The sequence below is a fragment of the Holophaga foetida DSM 6591 genome (assembly GCF_000242615.2).
Lineage (GTDB): Bacteria > Acidobacteriota > Holophagae > Holophagales > Holophagaceae > Holophaga > Holophaga foetida.
The window spans coordinates 2,060,514-2,082,178 of record NZ_KI912268.1 but is presented as its reverse complement, the minus strand read 5'-3'; the positions used below and the strand labels follow the sequence as shown (position 1 = coordinate 2,082,178).

Annotated in this window: 34 protein-coding genes; 33 read left to right on the top strand and 1 reads right to left on the bottom strand. The window is 60.6% G+C overall.

Going from position 1 to position 21,665, the window contains the following annotated elements; genetic code table 11:
• The first annotated feature begins 53 nt into the window (after nucleotides 1-53).
• The 30 genes from rpsJ (at nucleotide 54) to rplQ (ending at nucleotide 14,371) form a co-directional block, all read left to right on the top strand.
• Entirely contained in the window at nucleotides 54-380 is a 327-nt protein-coding gene (rpsJ, locus tag HOLFODRAFT_RS0209235; RefSeq protein WP_005038107.1) for a 30S ribosomal protein S10, read from the top strand.
• Nucleotides 381-395: 15 nt separating this feature from the next.
• Entirely contained in the window at nucleotides 396-1,022 is a 627-nt protein-coding gene (gene rplC / locus HOLFODRAFT_RS0209230) for a 50S ribosomal protein L3 (protein WP_005038106.1), read from the top strand.
• A 1-nt stretch (nucleotide 1,023) separates the two neighbouring features.
• Nucleotides 1,024-1,659 (top strand): 50S ribosomal protein L4, encoded by a 636-nt coding sequence (rplD, locus tag HOLFODRAFT_RS0209225; RefSeq protein WP_005038104.1) that lies wholly within the window; start codon nucleotides 1,024-1,026, stop codon nucleotides 1,657-1,659.
• A complete protein-coding gene (locus HOLFODRAFT_RS0209220; protein WP_005038102.1) occupies nucleotides 1,656-1,934 on the top strand; it encodes a 50S ribosomal protein L23 in 279 nt (92 codons plus the stop codon). The genes rplD and HOLFODRAFT_RS0209220 overlap by 4 nt, the downstream gene beginning before the upstream one ends.
• 72 nt (nucleotides 1,935-2,006) lie before the next feature.
• Nucleotides 2,007-2,828, top strand: a complete 822-nt coding sequence (gene rplB / locus HOLFODRAFT_RS0209215) for a 50S ribosomal protein L2 (protein ID WP_005038101.1) — start codon at nucleotides 2,007-2,009, stop codon at nucleotides 2,826-2,828.
• 10 nt (nucleotides 2,829-2,838) lie between these two features.
• Nucleotides 2,839-3,123: a 30S ribosomal protein S19 gene (rpsS, locus tag HOLFODRAFT_RS0209210; RefSeq protein WP_005038099.1), complete on the top strand. Its 285-nt coding sequence runs from the start codon at nucleotides 2,839-2,841 to the stop codon at nucleotides 3,121-3,123.
• Between the two features lies 1 nt (nucleotide 3,124).
• Nucleotides 3,125-3,484, top strand: coding sequence for a 50S ribosomal protein L22 (gene rplV, locus HOLFODRAFT_RS0209205; protein ID WP_005038097.1), 360 nt, complete (start codon nucleotides 3,125-3,127; stop codon nucleotides 3,482-3,484).
• A 4-nt stretch (nucleotides 3,485-3,488) separates the two neighbouring features.
• Nucleotides 3,489-4,136: a 30S ribosomal protein S3 gene (gene rpsC, locus HOLFODRAFT_RS0209200; protein ID WP_005038095.1), complete on the top strand. Its 648-nt coding sequence runs from the start codon at nucleotides 3,489-3,491 to the stop codon at nucleotides 4,134-4,136.
• 9 nt (nucleotides 4,137-4,145) lie between these two features.
• Nucleotides 4,146-4,565, top strand: a complete 420-nt coding sequence (gene rplP, locus HOLFODRAFT_RS0209195) for a 50S ribosomal protein L16 (protein ID WP_005038093.1) — start codon at nucleotides 4,146-4,148, stop codon at nucleotides 4,563-4,565.
• 10 nt (nucleotides 4,566-4,575) lie between these two features.
• Nucleotides 4,576-4,779 carry a 50S ribosomal protein L29 gene (gene rpmC / locus HOLFODRAFT_RS0209190; protein WP_005038091.1) on the top strand — a complete coding sequence of 68 codons (204 nt, stop codon included), beginning with the start codon at nucleotides 4,576-4,578 and terminating at the stop codon, nucleotides 4,777-4,779.
• A 10-nt stretch (nucleotides 4,780-4,789) separates the two neighbouring features.
• Nucleotides 4,790-5,047: a 30S ribosomal protein S17 gene (gene rpsQ / locus HOLFODRAFT_RS0209185; RefSeq protein ID WP_005038087.1), complete on the top strand. Its 258-nt coding sequence runs from the start codon at nucleotides 4,790-4,792 to the stop codon at nucleotides 5,045-5,047.
• Nucleotides 5,048-5,056: 9 nt separating this feature from the next.
• A complete protein-coding gene (gene rplN, locus HOLFODRAFT_RS0209180; protein WP_005038086.1) occupies nucleotides 5,057-5,425 on the top strand; it encodes a 50S ribosomal protein L14 in 369 nt (122 codons plus the stop codon).
• Complete coding sequence (rplX, locus tag HOLFODRAFT_RS0209175; protein ID WP_005038084.1) at nucleotides 5,425-5,700, top strand: 50S ribosomal protein L24; 276 nt, start codon at nucleotides 5,425-5,427, stop codon at nucleotides 5,698-5,700. The genes rplN and rplX overlap by 1 nt, the downstream gene beginning before the upstream one ends.
• Before the next feature lie 196 nt (nucleotides 5,701-5,896).
• Nucleotides 5,897-6,451 (top strand): 50S ribosomal protein L5, encoded by a 555-nt coding sequence (gene rplE, locus HOLFODRAFT_RS0209170; RefSeq protein ID WP_005038082.1) that lies wholly within the window; start codon nucleotides 5,897-5,899, stop codon nucleotides 6,449-6,451.
• Between the two features lie 12 nt (nucleotides 6,452-6,463).
• Complete coding sequence (locus HOLFODRAFT_RS0209165; protein ID WP_005038080.1) at nucleotides 6,464-6,649, top strand: type Z 30S ribosomal protein S14; 186 nt, start codon at nucleotides 6,464-6,466, stop codon at nucleotides 6,647-6,649.
• A 12-nt stretch (nucleotides 6,650-6,661) separates the two neighbouring features.
• Entirely contained in the window at nucleotides 6,662-7,057 is a 396-nt protein-coding gene (gene rpsH, locus HOLFODRAFT_RS0209160; protein WP_005038078.1) for a 30S ribosomal protein S8, read from the top strand.
• Between the two features lie 33 nt (nucleotides 7,058-7,090).
• Nucleotides 7,091-7,627: a 50S ribosomal protein L6 gene (rplF, locus tag HOLFODRAFT_RS0209155; protein WP_005038077.1), complete on the top strand. Its 537-nt coding sequence runs from the start codon at nucleotides 7,091-7,093 to the stop codon at nucleotides 7,625-7,627.
• A 9-nt stretch (nucleotides 7,628-7,636) separates the two neighbouring features.
• Complete coding sequence (gene rplR / locus HOLFODRAFT_RS0209150) at nucleotides 7,637-7,999, top strand: 50S ribosomal protein L18 (protein ID WP_005038075.1); 363 nt, start codon at nucleotides 7,637-7,639, stop codon at nucleotides 7,997-7,999.
• A gap of 10 nt (nucleotides 8,000-8,009) precedes the next feature.
• A complete protein-coding gene (rpsE, locus tag HOLFODRAFT_RS0209145) occupies nucleotides 8,010-8,522 on the top strand; it encodes a 30S ribosomal protein S5 (protein ID WP_005038073.1) in 513 nt (170 codons plus the stop codon).
• A 1-nt stretch (nucleotide 8,523) separates the two neighbouring features.
• Nucleotides 8,524-8,721, top strand: coding sequence for an uL30 family ribosomal protein (locus HOLFODRAFT_RS0209140; RefSeq protein WP_005038071.1), 198 nt, complete (start codon nucleotides 8,524-8,526; stop codon nucleotides 8,719-8,721).
• Nucleotides 8,722-8,724: 3 nt separating this feature from the next.
• Nucleotides 8,725-9,186 (top strand): 50S ribosomal protein L15, encoded by a 462-nt coding sequence (rplO, locus tag HOLFODRAFT_RS0209135; RefSeq protein WP_005038069.1) that lies wholly within the window; start codon nucleotides 8,725-8,727, stop codon nucleotides 9,184-9,186.
• A gap of 11 nt (nucleotides 9,187-9,197) precedes the next feature.
• On the top strand, nucleotides 9,198-10,544 hold the full coding sequence (secY, locus tag HOLFODRAFT_RS0209130) for a preprotein translocase subunit SecY (protein ID WP_005038067.1): 1,347 nt from the start codon (nucleotides 9,198-9,200) through the stop codon (nucleotides 10,542-10,544).
• Entirely contained in the window at nucleotides 10,541-11,194 is a 654-nt protein-coding gene (locus HOLFODRAFT_RS0209125; protein ID WP_005038065.1) for an adenylate kinase, read from the top strand. Before secY ends, HOLFODRAFT_RS0209125 begins: the two co-directional genes overlap by 4 nt.
• Nucleotides 11,191-11,409, top strand: a complete 219-nt coding sequence (infA, locus tag HOLFODRAFT_RS0209120; RefSeq protein WP_005038062.1) for a translation initiation factor IF-1 — start codon at nucleotides 11,191-11,193, stop codon at nucleotides 11,407-11,409. Before HOLFODRAFT_RS0209125 ends, infA begins: the two co-directional genes overlap by 4 nt.
• An 18-nt stretch (nucleotides 11,410-11,427) precedes the next feature.
• Nucleotides 11,428-11,544: a 50S ribosomal protein L36 gene (gene rpmJ, locus HOLFODRAFT_RS23945; protein WP_005038061.1), complete on the top strand. Its 117-nt coding sequence runs from the start codon at nucleotides 11,428-11,430 to the stop codon at nucleotides 11,542-11,544.
• A gap of 9 nt (nucleotides 11,545-11,553) precedes the next feature.
• Complete coding sequence (gene rpsM, locus HOLFODRAFT_RS0209115) at nucleotides 11,554-11,922, top strand: 30S ribosomal protein S13 (RefSeq protein WP_005038059.1); 369 nt, start codon at nucleotides 11,554-11,556, stop codon at nucleotides 11,920-11,922.
• Between the two features lie 17 nt (nucleotides 11,923-11,939).
• Complete coding sequence (rpsK, locus tag HOLFODRAFT_RS0209110) at nucleotides 11,940-12,347, top strand: 30S ribosomal protein S11 (protein ID WP_005038057.1); 408 nt, start codon at nucleotides 11,940-11,942, stop codon at nucleotides 12,345-12,347.
• Between the two features lie 13 nt (nucleotides 12,348-12,360).
• The gene (rpsD, locus tag HOLFODRAFT_RS0209105; RefSeq protein WP_005038055.1) at nucleotides 12,361-12,993 is read left to right on the top strand and encodes a 30S ribosomal protein S4; all 633 of its coding nucleotides are present in this window, start codon (nucleotides 12,361-12,363) and stop codon (nucleotides 12,991-12,993) included.
• Between the two features lie 10 nt (nucleotides 12,994-13,003).
• Nucleotides 13,004-13,975 carry a DNA-directed RNA polymerase subunit alpha gene (locus HOLFODRAFT_RS20300; RefSeq protein WP_005038053.1) on the top strand — a complete coding sequence of 324 codons (972 nt, stop codon included), beginning with the start codon at nucleotides 13,004-13,006 and terminating at the stop codon, nucleotides 13,973-13,975.
• 9 nt (nucleotides 13,976-13,984) lie between these two features.
• On the top strand, nucleotides 13,985-14,371 hold the full coding sequence (rplQ, locus tag HOLFODRAFT_RS0209095) for a 50S ribosomal protein L17 (protein WP_005038052.1): 387 nt from the start codon (nucleotides 13,985-13,987) through the stop codon (nucleotides 14,369-14,371).
• Nucleotides 14,372-14,462: 91 nt separating this feature from the next.
• On the opposite strand, the gene HOLFODRAFT_RS0209090 is transcribed toward rplQ, so the two are convergent.
• Nucleotides 14,463-15,776: an adenylosuccinate synthase gene (locus HOLFODRAFT_RS0209090; protein ID WP_005038050.1), complete on the bottom strand. Its 1,314-nt coding sequence runs from the start codon at nucleotides 15,774-15,776 to the stop codon at nucleotides 14,463-14,465.
• 164 nt (nucleotides 15,777-15,940) lie between these two features.
• Between HOLFODRAFT_RS0209090 and HOLFODRAFT_RS0209085 the strand changes: the two genes are divergently transcribed.
• The 3 genes from HOLFODRAFT_RS0209085 (at nucleotide 15,941) to HOLFODRAFT_RS0209075 (ending at nucleotide 21,618) form a co-directional block, all read left to right on the top strand.
• Nucleotides 15,941-18,391, top strand: a complete 2,451-nt coding sequence (locus tag HOLFODRAFT_RS0209085; protein WP_005038047.1) for an ATP-dependent Clp protease ATP-binding subunit — start codon at nucleotides 15,941-15,943, stop codon at nucleotides 18,389-18,391.
• An 80-nt stretch (nucleotides 18,392-18,471) separates the two neighbouring features.
• Nucleotides 18,472-20,994 (top strand): BamA/OMP85 family outer membrane protein, encoded by a 2,523-nt coding sequence (locus tag HOLFODRAFT_RS0209080; RefSeq protein ID WP_005038045.1) that lies wholly within the window; start codon nucleotides 18,472-18,474, stop codon nucleotides 20,992-20,994.
• Nucleotides 20,995-21,036: 42 nt separating this feature from the next.
• Entirely contained in the window at nucleotides 21,037-21,618 is a 582-nt protein-coding gene (locus tag HOLFODRAFT_RS0209075; protein ID WP_005038044.1) for an OmpH/Skp family outer membrane protein, read from the top strand.
• Nucleotides 21,619-21,665 lie beyond the last annotated feature (47 nt).

Here is a 21,665-nt window from a genome sequence, read left to right as displayed (position 1 = left end):
GGCGGTCAGCGCCCCACATCTATGGACGGCCAGTCCGTCCCAATGGAGTGAACATGAAGGACAACATTCGCATTCGCCTGCGAGCCTTCGATCATCGCCTGCTGGATCAGTCCACCCGCGAGATCGTGGATACCGCGAAGCGCACCGGAGCTCAGGTCGCCGGACCTATTCCTTTGCCTACGCGCATCAACAAGTACACGGTGAACCGCTCGCCCCACGTGGACAAGAAGAGCCGTGACCAGTTCGAGATCCGCACCCACAAGCGGCTCCTGGACATCCTGAACCCCACCCAGAACACGGTGGACACCCTCATGCGTCTCGACCTCCCCGCGGGTGTCGACGTTGAGATCAAGGTGTTCAGCCGTCAGGGCAACCGGTAAGGGAAGGGGTGAAGAATGACTAAAGGCATTATCGGCAAGAAGCTGGGCATGACCCAGATCTTCAACGAGAAGGGACAGATTGTCCCCGTCACCGTCATCCAGGCTGGCCCCTGCGTGGTGGTCCAGCGCAAGACCTCTGCCAAGGATGGCTACGAAGCTCTCCAGATCGGCTACGTGGATCCCCAGGGGGGCAAGCGTGCCTCCAAGGCTGAAAAGGGCCATTGCGAGAAGCATGGTGTGGCTCCTGTTCGTGTCCTGCGCGAGATCAAGGTCGAAGCCGCGGACGCCACCAAGGAAGGCGATAGCATCCTGGTGACCCAGTTCGAGGAAAAGGGCAAGGTTCACGTGACCGGCATCAGCAAGGGCAAGGGCTTTGCTGGCGTCATGAAGCGCCACCACTTCAAGGGTGGTCGTGCGACCCACGGTTCCATGTTCCACCGCGCCCCCGGTTCCATCGGTGGTTCGTCCTATCCGAGCCGCGTTTGGCCCGGTATGCGCATGGGCGGCCAGATGGGCAACGAGCAGGTCACGGTCCGCAACCTTGAGATCGCGAAGGTCGATGTGGAGAACAACCTGCTGCTCGTCAAGGGTGCTGTCCCTGGCCCCAAGGGCGGCTACCTCGTGATCAAGCAGGAGGCGTAAGATGGCGACTTTTCAGCACCCCGTCGTGAACCTTGAGAACCAGGCTGCTGGCTCTGTCGAGCTGCTGCCCGAGGTCTTCAAGCTTGAGGACATCAACAAGCACCTGATCTGGGAAGCGGTTCGCCACTTCCAGGCCAAGCGTCGTCAGGGCACCGCCTCCACCAAGGACAAGTGGGAAGTTTCCGGCTCCGGTCGCAAGCTCTGGAAGCAGAAGGGCACCGGTCGCGCCCGTATCGGCTCCATCCGCAGCGCGCTGTGGAAGGGCGGTTCGACCGTTCACGGACCCCACCCCCGCAACTACGACTACGCATTCCCCAAGCGGGCCCGTCGCGCCGCTGTGCGCCACGCCCTCTCCGCCAAGTTCGCCGCCGGTGAAGTCCTGGTGGTGGAGAACTGGGATGTCGAAACCCACAAGACCAAGGCCCTGATCGCCACGCTTACCAAGCTGGGTGTCAATGGTTCTGCTCTGCTGGTGGGCGCCGAGGCTTCCGAGAAGGTTGCCCTGGCTGCTGGGAACAATCACAAGCTCCTGGCCATCGAGAGCCTGGGCGTGAATGTCTATGACCTTCTGAAGTATGACCAGGTTGTCTTCTCCAAGGACGCCATCCTGGCTCTGCAGGAAGTGGTGAAGCCATGACCAAGATCTTTGAAGTGATCCGCAAGCCCCTCCTCACCGAGAAGGGCCAGATCCTGCGCGAAAGCAACATCCAGGTGTTCGAAGTGGCCTCCTGGGCCAACAAGCACCAGATCAAGGAAGCTGCTGAGCTTCTCCTTCAGACGAAGGTGAAGTCCGTGCGCACCGTCCGCACTCCCGCCAAGGCGAAGCGTCTGGGTCGCTGGGTCGGCACCACCAGTGCCGTCAAGAAGGCCTACGTCGAGCTCGTGGAAGGCGCGACCCCTGCCGCCGAGTAATCGGCGATTTGCAACCGACGGGCGGACAAGCATTGCCACTATCGCCCGTTTTTTTGAGGCAAGAGGATAATCATGAGCGTCAAACTGCTCAAACCAACGACCCCCGGTCAGCGGGGCATGTCGAAGCAGGGCTTTGAGGAGATCACCTCCACCACGCCCGAGCGTTCGCTCATTGCCAAGCTGAACCGTACTGGCGGCCGTTCCAACACCGGTCGTATTACCACCCGCCACATCGGCGGTGGTCACAAGCGTCGCTACCGCATCATCGACTTCAAGCGCAACAAGATGGAGGTTCCCGCCAAGGTCGCCACCATCGAGTACGATCCCAACCGCACCGCCCGCATCGCTCTGCTGGTCTATGCGGATGGTGAGAAGCGCTACATCCTGGCCCCCGATGGTCTGGAAGTGGGTCGCACGGTGCTGGCTGGCAAGAACGCCGACATCCTGGTGGGCAACGCGCTGCCCCTGCGGAACATTCCGCTCGGCACCGAAGTCCACAACATCGAAATGAAGCCCGGCAAGGGTGGCCAGATCGCCCGTGCCGCCGGAACCTTCGCCCAGCTTGTGGCCAAGGACGGCGACTACGCGCAGCTGCGCATGCCCTCCGGCGAGATCCGCAAGATCCACCTCGACTGCTACGCCACGGTTGGCAAGGTGGGCAACCTCCAGCACGAGAACGTGTCCCTGGGCAAGGCCGGCCGCAAGATCTGGCTCGGCATCCGTCCCACCGTCCGCGGTGTGGTCATGAACCCCGTGGATCACCCCCACGGTGGTGGTGAGGGTCGTACCTCTGGTGGTCGTCACCCCGTGACGCCTTGGGGCCAGCCGACCCGCGGTCACAAGACGCGCTCCAACAAGCGCACCACTAAGTTCATCGTCAAGCGGATCAACTAGGAGAGCTTCAATGGCACGTTCACTGAAGAAAGGCCCGTTCATTGATGGCCATCTTCTGAAGAAGGTGGAGGCCGCTCAGGCTGCCATGGACAAGCGCGTGATCAAGACCTGGTCCCGCCGTTCCACCATCGTTCCTCAGATGATCGGCTTGACCTTGGCTGTCCATAACGGCAACAAGTTCATCCCTGTCTACGTCACCGACAACATGGTCGGCCACAAGCTGGGCGAGTTCAGCCTCACCCGCAATTTCCGTGGTCACGCCGGCAAGTCGGATGCCAAGGCGAAGGGGAAGTAATATGGCAAATATCGTTTCCAGCGCCACCATTCGTCACCTGCGCGGTTCCGCTCAGAAGGCCCGTCTCGTGGTCGATCTGATCCGGGGCAAGAAGGTCGGTGAGGCTCAGTGGATCCTCACCAGCACCAAGAAGTACGCCGCCGCTCCCATCAAGAAGCTCCTGAACTCCGCCATCGCCAACGCGGTGGACAAGGATCCCGCCGTGAATCCTGATGAGCTGATGGTCAAGACCGTATTCGTGGATGAGGGCTTCCGCATGAAGCGCGTCCGCCCTGCCCCCATGGGCCGTGCCTACCGCGTGCAGAAGCGCACCTGCCACATCACGCTGCAGCTTGCTGCGATCACGGCTGGGGAGGAGTAATCCAATGGGTCAGAAAGTCCATCCGTACGGATTCCGTCTAGTCCACACCAAGAACTGGCACAGCAAGTGGTACTCCAAGCGCGAGTATGCCAGCCTGCTGCATGAGGACCTCAAGCTCCGCAAGGAGCTGAAGGCTCAGCTCCACGGCCTGAACGCCATGGTGTCCAAGATCGACATCGAGCGCGCCGCCGACAAGGTGACCGTCCGCATCTTCACCGCCCGCCCCGGTATCGTCATCGGTCGCAAGGGCGCTGAGATCGACAAGCTGCGTGAGGATCTCCAGAAGAAGCTCAACCGTCCCGTGAGCGTCGACATCCAGGAGATCAAGAAGCCCGAGATCGATGCCCAGCTCGTAGCCGAGGGCGTTGCCCAGCAGCTCGAGCGCCGCATCGCCTTCCGCCGCGCTATGCGCAAGGCGGAGGAAGCGGCCATCCGCTTCGGCGCCAAGGGATTCAAGATCAAGGTCTCCGGCCGTCTCAACGGTGCCGAGATCGCTCGCACCGAGGATTACCTCTCGGGCCAGATGCCCCTCCAGACCATCCGTGTCAACGTGGATTACGGCTTCGCTGAAGCCCACACCACCTACGGCATCATTGGCATCAAGGTGTGGGTCAATCTGGGCGAAGGCGCCCTCGAAACCGTGAAGCGCTGAGGTGTACCCATGTTGATGCCGAATAAAGTCAAGAACCGCAAGCTTCAGAAGGGCCGCACCCGCGGCGTCGCTACCCGCGGCAACGAAATCGCTTTCGGCGATTTCGGTCTGAAGGCCACCGAGCACTGCTGGCTGACCAACCGTCAGATTGAGGCCGCTCGTATTGCCATGACCCGCCACATCAAGCGTGGCGGACGCATCTGGATCCGTATCTTCCCGGACCGTCCCACCACCAGCAAGCCCGCCGAGACCCGCATGGGTTCCGGCAAGGGGTCTCCCGATGGCTGGGTGGCGATCATTCGCCCCGGCAAGATTCTCTTCGAGATGGAAGGCGTTTCCGAGGAAGTTGCTCGTGAAGCCCTGCGCCTGGCGCAGATGAAGCTTTCCGTGGCTTCCGAGTTCGTCTCCCGCACTCCGCCGGAAGAATGAGAGGACAGAGATGAACAAGAAGAACCCTTTTAGCGATTTGACCGGGAAGAGCACCGAAGAGCTGGCGCAGATGGAGGTCGATCTGGCCGCCAAGCGCTTCACCCTTCGCTTCCAGAACGCCTTGGGCCAGGTTGAGAACACGGCTGAGATCCGCAAGACCCGCCGTGAACTCGCCCGCGTCAAGACCGCCCTCAAGATCAAGCTGAGCCAGTGAGGTCGACCACATGAGCCTAGAAAACAAGATGATTCGAAGTGGCGTCGTGGTCTCCAACAAGGCCGACAAGACGGTTGTGGTGAAGGTGGAGCGCCGTTTCCAGCACCCCCTCTACCATCGGACGGTCAAGCAGACCAAGAAGTTCATGGCCCACGATGAAACCAACGCGTGCCAGATCGGGGACGAAGTCAAGATCGTCGAGACCCGCCCCCTTTCCAAGCGCAAGCGCTGGATGGTCCTTGAGATCGTCCAGAAGTCTGGCGAATAAGGAGGCCACATGATTCAGATGGGAAGCATGCTCACTGTCGCCGATAACTCCGGCGCAAAGAAGATCTGCTGCATCCTGCCGCTCGGCGGCGGGGTGGGCAAGATCGCCCAGCTTGGCGATGTCATCACCGCCTCCGTCAAGGAAGCCATTCCTGGCGGCACCGTGAAGAAGAAGGCCGTGGTCCAGGCCGTCATCGTCCGTCAGCGCAAGGCCTACCGCCGCAAGGACGGTTCCTACATCCGCTTCGACGAGAACGCAGCCGTCATCATCAAGAAGGATGGCGAGCCTGTCGGAACCCGCGTCTTCGGACCCGTGGCCCGCGAACTCCGCGAGCGGAAATACATGAAGATCGTTTCCCTCGCTCCTGAGGTGCTGTAATGGACAAGCCCACCAAGATGAAGCTCAAGAAGGGCGACGAAGTTGTCGTCATCGCCGGCAAGGACAAGGGCAAGCGCGGACAGGTCGCCAAGGTGACCCCCGCCACCAACCGTGTCGTTGTCGCGGGTGTCAACGTGGTGAAGAAGGCCACCAAGCCCAACCCCCAGACGGGCGAAGGCGGCGGTTTCACCGAGAAGGAGGCCTCCATCCACGCTTCGAACGTGATGCTGGTCGACCCCACCACCCAGAAGCCCACCCGCAAGCGGGCTGAATAGTAGCTGTCCCACCTGGAAAAGATGCTTTCTTTCCAGGAACAAGCATGAGAAGCTTTCCCTTTCCGCCGATGGATCTCCCGTCGGCGGAAGCTTTGATAACTGAGGCTGGAAGGAAACGGACCGGATCGCCGGAACCCAAGCCCTTCCGCTCTCCCGAACCCTGGGGGCGTAGTCGCCCCTCGGAAATGGAGGCAATATGGCTGCAAATGCGGAACCCCGCATCAAAGGCCGCTACCACAACGATGTGGTAGCCAAACTGAAGGAAGAATTCGGGTACACGTCTGCCATGCAGGTGCCCCGTCTTCAGAAGATCGTCATCAACATGGGCGTCGGCGACGCCATCCAGAACATCAAGGTCCTGGATGTCGCTGTCGAAGAGCTGACCACCATCGCCGGCCAGAAGGCCGTCGTGCGGAAGGCCAAGAAGAGTGTGGCTCAGTTCAAGCTGCGCGAAGGCATGCCCATCGCCTGCATGGTGACCCTGCGCGGACCCCGCATGTGGGAGTTCTTCGACCGCCTGGTGTCCCTGTCCTTGCCCCGCGTCCGTGACTTCCGTGGCGTCCCCACCAAGTCCTTCGACGGCCGTGGCAACTACACCCTGGGCCTCAAGGACCAGTTGATCTTCCAGGAGATCGACTATTCCAAGGTCGAAAAGATCAAGGGAATGAACGTCACCTTCGTGACTTCCGCGGCCAACGATTCCGAGGCCCGCTCCCTTCTCGCCCATCTCGGCATGCCTTTCCGCAAGTAGTCAGGAGAACCCATGGCTCGCATCGCAAAGAGATATAAAGACGCTTCCAAGCCCAAGTTCTCGACCCAGCACCGCAATCGTTGCAAGGTGTGCGGTCGTCCCCGCGGCTTCATGCGCAAGTTCGAACTCTGCCGTCTGTGCTTCCGGAAGCATGCCCTCGCGGGTGAGCTCCCCGGCGTTCAGAAGTCCAGCTGGTAAGGAGAGGCAACCATGCATACAGATCCCATTGCCGATTACCTTACCCGCCTGCGCAACGGCATCATGGCCGGCCACGACGCTGTCGTGGTGCCTGCCTCCAGCATGAAGGAGCGCCTCTGCGGCATCCTGAAGTCTGAGGGCTACATCCACGGCTACAAGACCGTGGAGCATGATGGCCGTAACTACCTGATCGTGAACATCAAGTACGTGAAGAGCGGCGAGTCCGTGATTCACGGCCTGAAGCGCATCTCCAGCCCCGGCCTGCGTATCTACGCCGGCGTCAAGGAGATTCCTGACGTCAATGGCGGCCTGGGCATCGCCATCCTCTCCACCCCCAAGGGTCTGCTGTCTGGCAAAGAAGCCCGCAAGCAGAATGTGGGCGGCGAGGTTCTGGCTCACGTCTGGTAGTTCATCGCCAATCCACTTTTCCAAGGATCAATCATGTCTCGCATCGGAAAAAAGCCAGTGGCACTGCCGAAAGGCGTCAAAGTGACCATCCACGGGGCCGAGGCTGTCGTTGAAGGTGCCAAGGGACAGCTGTCCTGCCCCATCATGAAGGGGATCACTCTCGACGTTCAGGCCGATTCCATCACGTTGGCCCGCGCCAACGATGAGGCGCAGAACCGCGCCTTCCATGGCCTCACCCGCGCCCTCCTCCAGAACGCCGTGACCGGTGTTGCTGAGGGGTGGAAGAAGGAACTCGATATCGTCGGCGTCGGCTACAAGGCCGCCATGGAGGGAGCCCAGCTCCGCCTGGATCTTGGCTACAGCCACCCCATCCTCTATCAGGCTCCCGCCGGCATCACCATTGCCGTCGAAAAGAACACCCACGTGGTGGTTACCGGTATCGATCGTCAGCTGGTCGGTCAGGTGGCTGCCGACATTCGGAAGTTCCGCAAGCCTGAGCCTTACAAGGGCAAGGGTGTCCAGTACACCGGCGAAGTCATCCGCCGCAAGGCCGGCAAGACCGGGAAGTAAGGGGAAAACATGTCCAACGACCTCAAACTTCGCCGTCAGAAGACCAAGACCCGTATCCGTGGGCGCATCTCGGGCACGACCGAGCGTCCCCGCATGACCATCTTCAAGAGCCTGAAGCGCATTTATGTGCAGGTGGTGGACGATTCCAAGGGAATCACCCTCGCCTCCGCTTCCAGTCTCGAGAAGGAGATCCGCGGAACCATCCAGAACGGAGCCAACATCGAAGCCGCCAAGGTTGTCGGAGCCCGCATCGCCGCCCGTCTCATCGAGCAGGGTATCAAGGCTGTGGTCTTCGATCGCAACGGTTACGTCTACCACGGCCGCGTGAAAGCGCTGGCTGACAGCGCCCGCGAAGCCGGGCTCCAGTTCTAGGGAGGGGCTCATGGCTATCGAAAATAGAAACTCACAGGATTCCGCACAGGGCGAATTCAAGGACCAGGTCATCTATGTCGGCCGCGTCACCAAGGTGGTGAAGGGTGGCAAGAACTTCTCCTTCTCCGCCCTCGTGGTGGTGGGAGACGGCAACGGCAAGGTGGGCTTCGGTCTGGGCAAGGCCCTCGAAGTGCCCTCCGCCATCAAGAAGGGCATCGAGAGCGCCAAGCGCAACATGATGAAGGTTCCCGTGACCCCCAACGGCACGATTCCCCATCCTGTCACCGGGCGTTTCGGAGCTGGCTCCGTCATGCTCAAGCCCGCTCCTGAAGGCACCGGTATCATCGCTGGCGCCACTGTCCGCGCCATCATGGAAGCGGTCGGCATCAACAACGTGCTCACCAAGAGCCTCGGTTCCTCCAACCCCCACAACGTGGTTCGCGCTACGTTCGCCGGGTTCCAGGACCTCATGGATCCCTACACGGTCTTCACCAACCGTGGCCTGGATCAGGCGGAGGCCTAAGATGTCTAATCTCATCGGAAAGCAGGTCATCCTGACCCTCAAGCGCTCCACGATCTGCACTGTGCCCAAGCACAAGGCCTTCGTGCAGACCTTGGCGCTCAAGAAGGTGGGCGACACCCGCGAATGCGAGTACACGCCCAATGTGCATGGCATGGTCAAGCTCATGCCTTACCTGGTTGACGTCAAGGTGAAGGGGTAAGCCATGAAGCTGAATGAACTCAAGCCCGCTGAGGGCGCCGTCAAGGTGCGCAAGCGCGTTGGCCGGGGCAAGGGCTCCGGCATGGGCAAGACCGCGACCCGCGGTGAGAAGGGCCAGAAGTCCCGCCGTGGTTATTCCGCCAAGCGTGGCTTCGAGGGTGGCCAGATGCCCCTGCATCGCCGTCTCCCCAAGCGCGGTTTCACCAATATCTTTGCCCCCGTCACCGCGGAGATCGGCCTCACCGTCATCTCCAACAACTTCGCCGAAGGCGAGACCGTGTGCCTTGAGTCCCTCCGGGACAAGAAGCTTATCGGTTCCAAGATCGAGCGGATCGTGGTGCTGGCCTCCGGCGAACTGACCACCAAGGTCACCGTCGTTGCCGACCGCATCACCAAGGGGGCCCGCGAGGCCATCGCCGCCATCGGCGGCACCATCCAGGAGCCCTGCGCCAAGCAGGCTGAATAGGGCTTCCCTGAATGGAACGACTTCGGCAGCTATTCTCCAACCCTGAACTGCGCAAGCGCCTGCTCTTCACGCTGGTGCTGCTGCTGGTCTACCGTCTCGGGGTTCATGTCTCGGTCCCCGGCGTCAATGCTGAGGCCCTGGCCAAGAACATCGGGAAAGCCGGTGACCTTCTGAATGTGGTGGATTTGTTCTCCGGAGGCGCCTTCAAGAAGTTCTCTGTGTTCGCTCTAGGCATCACGCCCTACATCACTGCGAGCATCGTGCTCCAGTTGTTGGGGGCTGTGGTGCCGAGCATCGAGAACCTTCAGAAGAAGGAAGGCGAAGCCGGACGCCAGAAAGTCAATCAGTGGACCCGGTACCTGACCGTCGGCCTCGCCTTCGTGCAGGGCTTCGGTATCGCTTCCCTGGCCCAGGGCATGGGCACGGATGTCGTGGCCAACCCTGGTCTGGGGTTCAAGCTCCTGTGTGCCTGGACCTTGGCCACCGGAACGATCTTTGTGATGTGGATCGGTGAGCAGATCACGGATCGCGGGCTGGGCAACGGCATATCGCTGCTCATTTTCGCTGGTATCGTCGCGGGTCTACCCAAAGGGGCCACCACTCTGGGGGCCATGTTCCGTGATTCGGTCATGAACAAGGGGAATGTGGCGCCTCCTGGCGTTTTCATCCTCCTGGCTGCTGCCATGGTGGTGGTGCTGATCGCCGTCGTCTTGGTGGAGAGTGCCTATCGGCGCATCCCCATCCACTACGCCCGGCGTTCGGATTCCTCCCGGATGGCCAGTCAGCGCAGTTCATACATGCCTCTCAAGGTGAATACCGCAGGCGTCATGCCCGTGATCTTCGCCAGCTCGGTCATCTTCTTCCCGGCCACCATCGGTCAGTTCACGCGGTGGGAATGGCTGGCCAAGGCTTCGAGCTTCCTCAATCCGAGCGCCCACTTCTGGATCTACACTCCGGTTTTCGTGGGCGTGGTGATCTTCTTTGCATTCTTCTATACCAGCATCGTGTTCAACCCGGATGAAACCGCAGAGAACATGAAGCGATCTGGCGGGTACATCCCGGGCATCCGCCCCGGAAAGGAAACCAGCGTCTATATGGATGGCATCCTCTCGAAGCTCACCTTCGCCGGAGCCGTCTACTTGGCCCTGATCTCCATCGTCCCGCTGGTGATAACAAACAGCATGCCTGGCCTCAACTTCTACTTCGGAGGGACCTCCCTTTTGATCGTGGTGGGCGTGGCCATGGATACTGTTTCGCAACTTGAGAGCTATCAGGTCATGCGTCACTACGACGGATTCCTCGAACAGGGGCGCGTCCGTGGCGGTCGTTTGGCCCGCGCAGGAGCCAGGACAAAATGAAGGTTCATATCCTCCTCGGCCCTCCCGGAAGCGGGAAGGGCACGCAAGCCAAACAGTTGGTCGAAAAATTTGCTTTGAGTCACCTATCAACGGGTGATATTCTGAGAGATGCCGTTTCGAAAGGAACGGAGATTGGCCTTCGGGCCAAGGCCATCATGGCTGCAGGAAAACTCGTGGACGACGACACGGTTAACGGTTTGGTCTTTGCGCGGCTGCAGGACGAAACAGGTGCTGTGTTGTTCGATGGCTACCCACGAACCCTCCAACAGGCTGAAGCGCTCGCGGCTTTCCTCTCGGCGCAGAAGATTGAAATGGGGTTGGTGGCTGACATTGAGGTCCCCGAAGAGTTCCTGGAGGCTCGGGTGGTTGGGCGGCGCAGCTGCAGCAACAACGCATGTGGCGCTATCTATCACCTTGAAAACAAGCCCCCTCGGGCAGAGAATGTCTGCGATCTGTGCGGAAGTCCGCTGAAGCACCGTGCCGACGACACCTCTGAAGCCTTCCGGAGCCGGATGGAAGCGTTCAACGCGACCTTCAAGCCCCTGCAGGCCTACTACCGAGGAATGGCGAACTACCGGCGGGTGGATGGCCGCAGCAAGCCGGAAGAAGTCTTTGAAGCCGTAGTCGAGCTTTATCAGGAGAACGCTTGAGCAAAGAAGAAGCCATTGAGCTCGAAGCCACAGTGGTAGAGTCCTTGCCCAACGCGGTCTTCCGTGTCGAGCTTGAGAACAAGCACCAGGTGCTGGCCCACATCAGTGGGAAGATGCGGAAGAACTTCATTCGCATCCTGCCGGGTGACCGGGTTCTCGTAGAGGTAACCCCCTACGATCTCTCCCGGGGCCGCATCATCTACCGATTCAAGTAAGCAACCGAGAGGTAAACCATGAAAGTACGGCCCTCTATTAAGAAGCTGTGCGAGCACTGCAAGGTGGTTCGGCGTGAAGGCATCGTCCGGGTCATCTGCAAAAAGAACCCCAAGCACAAGCAGCGTCAAGGCTAAGGAGACGGCATGGCACGTATCGCTGGAATCGATCTGCCGGTCCAGAAGCGCGTTGAAATCGCGCTGACCTATATCTATGGGGTTGGCCGCGCCAAAGCCCATAGCATTCTCGACCGGGCAAAGGTCGAATACGCCACCAAAGTTCGCGACCTCACGGAAGACGAGATTGGCCGTATTCGAAAGGTAATTTCCACTGAAGAGACGGTAGAGGGTGACCTCCGCAAGAACATCAGTCTGGACATCAAGCGTCTGATGGACATCGGCTGCTACCGTGGCATCCGCCACCGTAAGGGGCTCCCTGTCCGCGGTCAGCGCACGCACACGAACTCCCGCACCCGGAAGGGTAAGCGGAAGACCGTCGCCGGCAAAAAGAAGTAAGGTTTTGAGGAACTGATATGGCAAAGACCCAGTCCAAGACCGCCGGTAAGAAGGTGGTCAAGAAGAAAGAAAAGAAGAACGTCCCGCATGGGGTCGCTCACATCCAGGCGTCCTTCAACAACACCATCATCTCCATCTCCGACCCGATGGGGAACATGCTCTGCTGGGCTTCCAGCGGCAACCAGAACTTCCGCGGCACGCGCAAGGGCACGCCCTTCGCCGCCCAGATCGCCTCTGGTATCGCTGCTGAGGCTGCCAAGGAGCACGGCGTCCGCTCTGTTGACGTCCGTGTGAAGGGTCCCGGAGCCGGACGCGAGTCCGCCATCCGCGCCCTGAACGCAGCAGGCATTTCGGTGACCAGCATCCGCGACGTCACCCCCATTCCCCACAACGGTTGCCGTCCCCCCAAGCGGCGGCGTGTCTAAGAGAGGATAGAGAATGGCTCGTTATTCTGACGCCGTATGCCGCCTCTGCCGTCGCGAGGGTATGAAGCTCTACTTGAAGGGCGAACGCTGCTTCAAGGAAAAGTGCTCCTTCGAGACCCGCAAAGGCAAGATTCCCGGCCAGCACGGCGCTGGCAAGACCAAGAAGCCCACGGGCTACTCCCTTCAGCTCCGCGAGAAGCAGAAGGTCAAGCGCATCTATGGTGTGCTCGAGAAGCAGTTCCGTCTCTACTTCGAGAAGGCTGAGAGCAAGAAGGGCCAGACTGGCCACAACCTGCTTGCCTTCCTGGAGCAGCGTTTGGACAACGTGGTCTACCGTCTGGGCTTCGCCGCCAGCCGTGCCGCCGCCCGCCAGATGGTCATGCATGGCCACATCCTGGTGAACGGCAAGCGGGTGGACATCCCCAGCTACCAGACCAAGGCCGGACAGAGCGTTGAGCTTTCTGAGCGCTCCAAGGCCAATGATTTCGTCAAGTCCTCTGTGGAAACTGCGGCTGGCCGCGGTATCCCCAAGTGGCTCACGCTCGACGCCGCTGCCTTCAAGGGGCAAGTCATCGCCGCCCCCACCCGCGAAGATGTGCCTCTCGATATCAACGAGCAGTTGATCGTGGAACTCTATAGCAAGTAAGGGGACAGGGATGCTGAACCTCAGCGATTTCCAAAGGCCGCGTCTGGCGGAAGTTAACGCCGCGACCAAGACCGCAGGGTATGGCGAGTTTGTGGCCTACCCTTTCGAACGGGGATTTGCCACTACCGTTGGCCATTCCCTGCGCCGAGTGCTCCTCAGCAGCATCCAGGGGGCCGCGGTCACCAACGTCCGTATCAAGGGCGTCCAGCACGAATTCACCGCTCTGCCTGGGGTCTGGGAGGATATCACCCATATCCTTCTGAACCTCAAGCAGATTCCCTTCAAGCTCCACTCCTCCCAGCCCCAGATCGTCACGATCAGCCACAAGGGCGAAGGCGTGGTGACCTCCGGGTCCATCCAGACCAACCAGAACGTGGAAGTTGTGGACCCCAATGTCCACATCGCCACCCTGGGCGAGGATGGTGAGCTTGAGATGGAGATCCAGGTGAGCCAGGGCCGTGGCTTTTTGACCGCGGACCGCAATCTGGACGAGCGCCTGGGCCTGGGCTTCATCCCTCTCGATTCCAACCACAGCCCCATCGTGCGGGTCAACTACACCGTTGAACCCGCCCGTGTGGGACACAGCACGGATTATGAGAAGCTGACCCTCCAGGTCTGGACCAACGGAACCGTGGATCCCAAGGATGCCGTGAGCGATGCTGCGCTCATCATCCGGGAGCACTTCATGATCTTCGCCCGTCAGGACGAGGACACCGTTGAAGTCGAAGCCGGCGTGGCCGTACTGACCAGTGAAAACGTCAACAGCATGCTTTCCAAGTCCGTCGAGGAACTGGAACTCTCCGTTCGTGCCAACAACTGCCTGCGCAACGCCAATATTACGAATATTGGCGAGCTGGTGCAGCGGACCGAGGCCGAGCTGATGAAGACCAAGAACTTCGGGAAGAAGTCCCTCCAGGAGATCAAGGACGAGCTCGCTCGCATCGGACTCTCTCTCGGCATGCGCATCGAACAAGAAGTCTAAGGAGCACCCATGCGTCACAATGTTGCCGGCAAGCGCCTGGGCCGTACCACGAACCAGCGCAAAGCCCTCATGAAGAACCTCGCCACGGCCCTGCTCACCTCTGAGCGGATCGAGACGACCCTCGTGAAGGCCAAGGAGCTCCGCAAGTTCGTGGAGCCCTTCATCACCCTCGCCAAGACCGACTCTGTGGCCAACCGCCGTCTGGCGATGGCCCGCCTCGGCAACAAGAGCATCGTTCAGAAGCTCTTCGCCGATGAGTTCCGCGCCCGCTTCAACGAGCGTCCCGGTGGGTACACCCGTATCCTCAAGCTCGGTCACCGTCTCGGCGACGCCGCCGATATGGCGATCATCGAGCTGGTGGACTACACCCTGCCCGAGGTCAAGGAAGCCGAATAGGCTCAAAAAACAAGCGCCCTTCGGGGCGCTTGTTTTTTAAAGGGTTGAAATACCTAAAAAGAACGGGGTTCCCTTGGGAACCCCGTTCTTTTTACAGCATGCCTTCCAGGAAGGTCGTGGTGTAGAGTAGGCCCTCGCTGCGATCGGGGCCAGTGCTCAGGTAGGCAATGGGGGTTTCCACGGACTCCACCAGGGCATCCAGGTAGACTCGGGCCTCCTTGGGAAGCTGTTCCAGGCGGGTGGCGCCACGGGTGGGCTTCTCCCATCCGGGGAAGTACTTGATCTCGGCCTTGAGGGTGTCCCATTCGGCAGCGCAGGCGGGGAGCTTGTTGGAAACCCGGCCTTCGCCATCCCGGTAGCCCGTCACCAGGCCTACCTGCTCGAAGCCATCGAGGACATCCAGCTTCATGAGGCCCAGGCCATCCACACCGTTGGTGAGGCAGGCGTGGCGGGTGATGGGGGCGTCGAACCAGCCGCAGCGGCGAGGACGGCCAGTGGTGGTGCCGAACTCGCGACCGGCTTCACGGATGCGATCCCCGACGGCATCGTGCAGCTCGGAAACCATCGGGCCTTCGCCCACGCGGGTCGTGTAGGCCTTGGCCACGCCCAGGATCTTGCTGAGGGCCTTGGGGGGCAGTCCGGTGCCGGTGAAGAGGCCGCCAAGGCTGCAGTTGGAGCTGGTGACGAAGGGGTAGGTGCCGTGGTCGATATCCAGGAGGGTGGCCTGGGCCCCCTCGAACAGGATGGACTGGCCCTTCTTCCACGCGTCCATGAGGTAGGTCTGGGTATCGCCGATGAAGGGCAGGAGGGGATCAGCCCAGCGCAGCACATCGGCCACGATGGCGTCAAGGGAGGGCAGATCCTTGGCTTCATCCCCCAGGCGGAGGCGCACTTCCTCGTACCCGGTGCGGACGATGTCCTTGAGGGTTTCAGGGCGGAGGAGATCCCCCAGGCGCACCCCCATGCGGGCCACCTTCATTTCGTAGGCAGGACCGATGCCCCGACCCGTGGTGCCGATCTTCACTTTGCCAGCTCCACCTTCGCGCCAGCGATCCAGGGCGATGTGGTGGGGCAGGATGACATGAGCCTTGTCGGAGAGCAGCAGACGCTTGGAGAGGTCGAAGCCCCGTTCCGCCAAGCGGTTCAGCTCCTCGCGGAAGACCTCGAGGTTGAGGACCACACCGGACCCCACCAGCAGGAAGCAGCTCGGGTGGAGGGCGCCGCTGGGCACCTGGTGGAGGGCGATGCTCTGGCCGTTGACCACGACGGTGTGGCCTGCGTTGTTGCCTCCCTGGAAGCGGACGACGTTCTGGTACCGGGCACTGAGGAGATCGACAAGCTTGCCTTTCCCCTCGTCACCCCACTGAAGGCCCAGGATGGCTAGATTGGGTGGAACATCCCTCATGGCAGAACTCCTAAGCGATTAGATTACCGCGAGGTGGCTTAGCTTCCCAGGTTGAATCATCCAAAGGTAGGCGGGACAACCATCAATGTTAGGGTTACCCTTGACTCACACCGGTTTGCTCAACCCGCGACTTCAATGATCCTGCTTGGCCCCAAGGGGGAATCGTGTTCGAGAAATTCACTGAAAAGGCCCGACGTGTCATGTTTTTCGCCCGCTACGAGGCGAGTCAGTTCGGAGCGGAGAGCATCCAGAGTGGGCATCTCCTGCTTGGCCTGCTGCGGGAGGCCGAGAAGACCTCCACCCAGCTCCTGGAGCGCATGGGGGTGCAGACCAACCAGCTGAGGGACCGCCTCATCGGCGCCCTCACGCCGAGGGATCGTAAGGTGGTACCCAGCAGCACCTCCATTGATATTCCCATGGAGGAGGAGGTGAAACGGATCCTCCAGCACGCCACCCAGGAGAGTGCCAAGCTCAATCACAAGCATGTGGGGGCCGAACATCTCCTGCTGGGGATGCTCAAAGAGGAGGAGAGCCTCGCTGGGCGCCTGCTCCGTGAGGCCGGGGCCGATATCCTCGCCGCCAAGGAGATCCTCCTGGAATCCACCAAGGAAGAGAAGATCGCAAAGAAGAAAAAGGAGCACCCCCTTCTCGCCGAATTCGCCCGCAACCTTTCCGAGATGGCCGAGCGGGGGATCTTCGACAACCTCATCGGGCGGGATACCGAGGTGGAGCGGATCATCCAGATCCTCTCCAGGCGCCGCAAGAACAACCCCATCCTCCTGGGAGAGGCGGGGGTCGGCAAGACCGCCATCGTTGAGGGACTGGCCCAGAAGATCTATGAGGGCAAGGTGCCTCCGGGGCTCCAGGAGAAGCGGATCTATGCACTGGACCTCTCCCTGGTGGTGGCTGGGACCAAGTACCGCGGCCAGTTCGAGGAACGGCTCAAGGCGATCATTGCCGAGGCTTCCAAGGATCCCAGCGTGGTTCTCTTCATTGATGAAGTTCACAGCATCATCGGCACCGGGGCCGCCGAGGGCAGCCTCGACGCTGCCAACATCCTCAAGCCAGCCCTCAGCCGGGGCGAGATCCAGTGCATCGGAGCCACCACTCACAAGGAGTTCGCCAAGTACATCGACAAGGACCGCTCCCTGGTGCGCCGCTTCCAGCCGGTAACCGTCAATCCGCCGGATGAGGAGGAGAGCCTCCGCATCCTCGAGGGCATCCGGAGCCGCTATGAGCTCTTCCACCGGGTTCGCTACACCCCGGCCACGCTGCGGGCCTCCGTATACTTGGCCAATCGTTACATCACGGACCGTTTCCTGCCTGACAAGGCCATCGACCTCCTGGATGAGGCTGGGGCTCGGGTCAAGCTAAGGGTGGGGGCCAGCGGGGGAGATGCTCCCCGGGTCGAGGAGGAACTGCACCGGGTCATCAATGAGATGAACGAGGCGGTGCTGAACCGTGACTTTGAGCGGGCTGTGCTCTTGCGTCAGAAGGAGATCCAACTCCGGGAGCAGCTCCAGGGCGGCCAGAAGGAGTTGACGGACGAGGATTACGAGCGCTTCGCCGAGGTGGGCGAGCAGGACATCGAAGATGTGGTGGCCTCATGGACCGGCATCCCCGTGAAGGCCCTCAAGAATGAGGAGAAGCAGAACCTGGTCCAGATGGAGACCCGCCTCAACGAGCGGGTCATCGGCCAGGAGCCAGCGGTCAGCGCCGTCAGCCGGGCCGTCCGCCGGGCCCGCACCGGCCTGAAGAACCCCAACCGTCCCATGGGATCCTTCCTCTTCCTGGGGCCCACCGGCGTGGGTAAGACGGAACTGGCCAAGACCCTGGCGACCTTCCTCTTCGGCGACCCCAAGAAGATGCACCGCTTCGACATGTCGGAGTTCATGGAAAAGCACGAAGTTTCGAAACTTCTCGGGGCCCCTCCGGGGTATGTGGGCTATGAGGAAGGGGGCCTGCTGACGGATCGGGTTCGTCGCAACCCCTATTGCGTGCTTCTTTTCGATGAAGTCGAGAAGGCCCACCCGGACCTCATCAACATCCTGCTCCAGATCTTTGACGATGGCATCGCCACGGATGCCTTCGGGAACCAGGTGGACTTCAAGAACACCATCATCATCATGACGAGTAATGTGGGCAGCCGAGAGCTCCTGACGGACAAGGCCCTGGGTTTCGTGGAGCAGGAACAGCGCCTTGACGCCAAGGCGGGGGATGCCATGAAGGTGCTCAAGCGCACCTTCCCACCGGAGTTCCTGAACCGCATCGATGAGATCGTGGTCTTCAACCGCCTTGGCGACGCTGAACTCCACAAGATCGTCCGTTTGCTGGTCTACGACCTGAACCAGACCCTCAAGCAGCACCGTCTTGAAGTGGATCTATCCGACGCCGCCGTGGATTGGATCGTCAAAACCACCTCCCGGGACCGCTCCTACGGCGCCCGCCCTCTGCGTCGGGCCATTCAGAAGGCCGTCGAAGACCCCCTGGCCGAGCTGATGGTGGCCCAGGACACTGTGCCCTCGGGTCGGGTATTCTTCGAGGCTGGGCCCGACGGGCTCGTCCCTGCCTTCACGGAAGACGGTTCGAGGGAAACCTTGTCCCCCGTTCCCTGATCCCGGCTCCCCCCGGCAACGGCGGCCGTCCCCACTGGCGACCGCCCTTCAATTTTGAACCCAATGAAATGTGAGTGCGGATGAAACTGAGTGTGGATGTCATCGGTGAAATGCTTCGGAGCCGGTCGCTCCGGTATTGCCTCCCGGCCTTCCTGGTGGGGGGGCTGGCCTGGGGCCAGGACTCTGAAGCCATTACCCGCATCGAGGTGGTGGGGGTCCAGAAGCTCACGCCGGAGACGGTGATCTTCAAATCAGGCATCAAGGTCGGAGACGACCTCCGGGCGCTGGATCTGACGGCGGTGCTTCAGCAGCTCTGGAATTCAGGCTCCTTTGATGACATCAAGTTCGAGCTGGCGGACGAGGCTGGTGGCAAGCTGTTGACCATCAGGGTCGCGGAGCGCCCTCTCATCAAAGAAGTGGACTACCGGGGCGGTACCGAGATCGGGGTCAGCTCCCTGAAGGACAAGGTCAAGGAAAAGAAGCTCACCATCAATCCTGACAGCGTCTATGATCCCGAGGCTGCCCGCAAGATCAAGGGGCTCATCGTGGAACTGGCTGCCGAGAAGGGCTTCCGGAACCCGGTTGTGGACGTTTCCCTGGAGCCCATGACCCCTGGTGTGGCCCGACTGGTCTTCGACATCAAGGAGGGCGGCAAGGCCAAGGTCTACAGGATCGCCTTCCGGGGCAACAAGGTCATATCGAGCCGCCGCTTGGCGGGGGTTATGGAGAAGACCAAGCGCCACGGCCTTTTCTCCTGGATCGGAAGCAGCGATCTCCTGGTGGAGAAGAACCTCGAAGAGGACATCCAGAACGTCAAGAAGGCCTACTGGCGCGAGGGCTACAAGGATGTCTTCGTAGGGCAGCCCCTCATCGAGGTGGAAGACCGCACCACGCCAAGGCAGAAGAAGACGAACGAGAAGCTGATCAAGGAGGCCAAGTCTCCCAAATACGACCTCCGGGCGACCCTTACCATTCCGATCCTGGAGGGCGAGAAATACTACGAGGGCAAGTTCAAGGTCGAGGGCAACACCAAGGTCTTCAAGGGGCCGAAGGGTGAGGACTTCTATCGCAGGAAGATCGCCGAGGTCCGGCGGGACAACCGTTCCTTCATGGCCAAGTGGCTGAACCTCAAGCCCTCCATTGAGGACCTCCCTGCGGACAAGAACCGCCCCTTTGATCTGGATGGCCTGAACCAGGGCATCGAGAAAATGGCCGAGGAGCACAAGAACCTCGCCTATATCCAGTGGCGTGCCGACAAAAAGCTCGAGGTCCGCGAGGAGAATGGCGTCAAGAAGGTGGATACCACCCTCAAGGTGGATGAAGGGGAACCCTACACCATCCGCCGCATCAACTTCGAGGGCAATATCACCACCAAGGACAAGGTGCTGCGGCGGGCTCTGATGATCAGGGAAGGGGAGCCCTTCCGCTTCGAGCTTTTCAAGGATTCTTTCATCGGCTTGGGGCAGTTGGGCTTTTTCGATGTCAAGAGTTCTGAACCCAAGATCGACTTCGTGCCCGACAAGCCCCAGGTGGATATCACCCTGAGGGGGGAAGAGGCGGGGGTCAACGAACTGATGTTCCAGGCCGGTTATGGCAGCGTCTATGGCGCGTCGGTGGGCGGCTCCTTCTCCACCAAGAACCTGGGCGGTGGCGGCGAAACCCTCAGCTTCAGCGCCACGGTTGGCAAGTACCAGAAGAACCAGTCCATCTCCTTCACGGAGCCCTATGTCCTGGATCTGCCCTACAGCGTGACGGCGAGCATCAGCAATGGCAGCACGGACTACGATGCCTCCCGGGTCGGGTCCAACTATGCCTACAAGCAGTTCACCCGGTCCCTGGGACTGGGGGTCGGCACGCGGCTGAGCACCTTCTTCCCGAACAAGCCTTGGGCATTCTGGACCAGCTACTCCGTGGGTTACAGCTTCCGGGTCATCCGCATGGAGGGAGGCCAGAACTGGTATCTGAAGGACACGGACAACCTTCTGACCTCCTCTCTCAATCAGAGCCTGACCTACAGCACAGTCAACCATCCCTTCAAGCCCACCCGGGGCACCAAGCTGGCTTTTGGCCTGGAATATGGCGGGTGGCAGCTGGGCTCGGATCGCCCCTTCCTGCGGACAAACCTCGAGTTTGTAAAGTTCACCAACATCGCAGATCGCCACATCTTCGGCATCAATGCCAGCTATGGTCAGATTTTCAACCTTGGGAACGACGATCTGGCGGTGTATGACCTCTACCGACCCGGTGGCGAGAACTCTCTTCGGGGATACCGATACGGGCAGGTGGGTTCCACGGTGTACGATCTGGACGGAGAACCCATTGTTGTCGGCGGCAACAAGCAGTTCCTGATGAACCTGGAATACCAGCTTGTGATCTCGGACCAGCTGAGGGCCGTATTCTTCTTCGATGCGGGCAACGCCTGGGCCCCAGGTGTCTCCGCATTCTCGGAGCCTCTCCGCAAGAGTGTCGGAGTTGAGGTCCGCTTCTTCATTCCCATCAGCCCGGCCCCCATGCGACTGATCTGGGCCCGGAAGCTCAATCCCTACTCCTTTGATACGGATAGCCGCAACGACTTCCAGTTCAGCATCGGCACCACCTTCTAGGGCTGCTTCAGATCTGTTCTAATTGATAAAAACGGAGCAAACATGCGCAAGATCCTTTCCCTTCTGGCTCTCAGTGCCGCCCTTCCCGTCCTGGCCCAGGAAGCCCCCGCGCCTAAGTTCGCGGTCGTGATCCCCGACTACATCCTGGGGAACAGTGCCCGGGGCAAGAAGGTCACCGCTGAGTTCGTCGAGCTGCGCAAATCTCTGGACGAGCGCATGCGCGCGAAGAGTGAAGAGCTCCAGAAGCTGGCCCAGCAGCTCAAGTCTCCTGGTCTGTCCGATGAGGGGCGTGCCAAGGTTCAGCGGGACCTGCAGGATGGCGAGATCGCCCTGAAGCGTGCCGAAGAGGATGCCCAGAAGGAATTCAACCTGGGCCGGGAGAAGGTGAGCAAGACCTATCAGCAGGAGATCCGCCCCATCGTCGAGGTCTTGGCCAAGGAATGGAAGCTCCAGGTTCTGTTCAACTACCAGGAAGGTCTCTTCCAGTATGCCGACGAGACCTGGCTCACCAGCTTCTCCAATGAAATCATCAAGCGCTACGACGCCAAGTTCCCCGCAGAGGGCACCGCCAAGGCTCCCGTGGCTCCGGCCCCCAAGCCCGGGAAGGGCGTTGGCAAGAAGTAATACGCATTCGCAAACAAGAGAAGAACTTCCACCACCAAGCAACCCCG

Excerpts from the sequence above, each read along its gene's own strand:
- rpsJ (WP_005038107.1), top strand. The coding sequence starts at position 54 with ATGAAGGACAACATTCGCATTCGCCTGCGAGCCTTCGATCATCGCCTG.
- rplC (WP_005038106.1), top strand. The coding sequence starts at position 396 with ATGACTAAAGGCATTATCGGCAAGAAGCTGGGCATGACCCAGATCTTC.
- rplD (WP_005038104.1), top strand. The coding sequence starts at position 1,024 with ATGGCGACTTTTCAGCACCCCGTCGTGAACCTTGAGAACCAGGCTGCT.
- HOLFODRAFT_RS0209220 (WP_005038102.1), top strand. The coding sequence starts at position 1,656 with ATGACCAAGATCTTTGAAGTGATCCGCAAGCCCCTCCTCACCGAGAAG.
- rplB (WP_005038101.1), top strand. The coding sequence starts at position 2,007 with ATGAGCGTCAAACTGCTCAAACCAACGACCCCCGGTCAGCGGGGCATG.
- rpsS (WP_005038099.1), top strand. The coding sequence starts at position 2,839 with ATGGCACGTTCACTGAAGAAAGGCCCGTTCATTGATGGCCATCTTCTG.
- rplV (WP_005038097.1), top strand. The coding sequence starts at position 3,125 with ATGGCAAATATCGTTTCCAGCGCCACCATTCGTCACCTGCGCGGTTCC.
- rpsC (WP_005038095.1), top strand. The coding sequence starts at position 3,489 with ATGGGTCAGAAAGTCCATCCGTACGGATTCCGTCTAGTCCACACCAAG.
- rplP (WP_005038093.1), top strand. The coding sequence starts at position 4,146 with ATGTTGATGCCGAATAAAGTCAAGAACCGCAAGCTTCAGAAGGGCCGC.
- rpmC (WP_005038091.1), top strand. The coding sequence starts at position 4,576 with ATGAACAAGAAGAACCCTTTTAGCGATTTGACCGGGAAGAGCACCGAA.
- rpsQ (WP_005038087.1), top strand. The coding sequence starts at position 4,790 with ATGAGCCTAGAAAACAAGATGATTCGAAGTGGCGTCGTGGTCTCCAAC.
- rplN (WP_005038086.1), top strand. The coding sequence starts at position 5,057 with ATGATTCAGATGGGAAGCATGCTCACTGTCGCCGATAACTCCGGCGCA.
- rplX (WP_005038084.1), top strand. The coding sequence starts at position 5,425 with ATGGACAAGCCCACCAAGATGAAGCTCAAGAAGGGCGACGAAGTTGTC.
- rplE (WP_005038082.1), top strand. The coding sequence starts at position 5,897 with ATGGCTGCAAATGCGGAACCCCGCATCAAAGGCCGCTACCACAACGAT.
- HOLFODRAFT_RS0209165 (WP_005038080.1), top strand. The coding sequence starts at position 6,464 with ATGGCTCGCATCGCAAAGAGATATAAAGACGCTTCCAAGCCCAAGTTC.
- rpsH (WP_005038078.1), top strand. The coding sequence starts at position 6,662 with ATGCATACAGATCCCATTGCCGATTACCTTACCCGCCTGCGCAACGGC.
- rplF (WP_005038077.1), top strand. The coding sequence starts at position 7,091 with ATGTCTCGCATCGGAAAAAAGCCAGTGGCACTGCCGAAAGGCGTCAAA.
- rplR (WP_005038075.1), top strand. The coding sequence starts at position 7,637 with ATGTCCAACGACCTCAAACTTCGCCGTCAGAAGACCAAGACCCGTATC.
- rpsE (WP_005038073.1), top strand. The coding sequence starts at position 8,010 with ATGGCTATCGAAAATAGAAACTCACAGGATTCCGCACAGGGCGAATTC.
- HOLFODRAFT_RS0209140 (WP_005038071.1), top strand. The coding sequence starts at position 8,524 with ATGTCTAATCTCATCGGAAAGCAGGTCATCCTGACCCTCAAGCGCTCC.
- rplO (WP_005038069.1), top strand. The coding sequence starts at position 8,725 with ATGAAGCTGAATGAACTCAAGCCCGCTGAGGGCGCCGTCAAGGTGCGC.
- secY (WP_005038067.1), top strand. The coding sequence starts at position 9,198 with ATGGAACGACTTCGGCAGCTATTCTCCAACCCTGAACTGCGCAAGCGC.
- HOLFODRAFT_RS0209125 (WP_005038065.1), top strand. The coding sequence starts at position 10,541 with ATGAAGGTTCATATCCTCCTCGGCCCTCCCGGAAGCGGGAAGGGCACG.
- rpmJ (WP_005038061.1), top strand. The coding sequence starts at position 11,428 with ATGAAAGTACGGCCCTCTATTAAGAAGCTGTGCGAGCACTGCAAGGTG.
- rpsM (WP_005038059.1), top strand. The coding sequence starts at position 11,554 with ATGGCACGTATCGCTGGAATCGATCTGCCGGTCCAGAAGCGCGTTGAA.
- rpsK (WP_005038057.1), top strand. The coding sequence starts at position 11,940 with ATGGCAAAGACCCAGTCCAAGACCGCCGGTAAGAAGGTGGTCAAGAAG.
- rpsD (WP_005038055.1), top strand. The coding sequence starts at position 12,361 with ATGGCTCGTTATTCTGACGCCGTATGCCGCCTCTGCCGTCGCGAGGGT.
- HOLFODRAFT_RS20300 (WP_005038053.1), top strand. The coding sequence starts at position 13,004 with ATGCTGAACCTCAGCGATTTCCAAAGGCCGCGTCTGGCGGAAGTTAAC.
- rplQ (WP_005038052.1), top strand. The coding sequence starts at position 13,985 with ATGCGTCACAATGTTGCCGGCAAGCGCCTGGGCCGTACCACGAACCAG.
- HOLFODRAFT_RS0209090 (WP_005038050.1), bottom strand. The coding sequence starts at position 15,776 with ATGAGGGATGTTCCACCCAATCTAGCCATCCTGGGCCTTCAGTGGGGT.
- HOLFODRAFT_RS0209080 (WP_005038045.1), top strand. The coding sequence starts at position 18,472 with ATGAAACTGAGTGTGGATGTCATCGGTGAAATGCTTCGGAGCCGGTCG.
- HOLFODRAFT_RS0209075 (WP_005038044.1), top strand. The coding sequence starts at position 21,037 with ATGCGCAAGATCCTTTCCCTTCTGGCTCTCAGTGCCGCCCTTCCCGTC.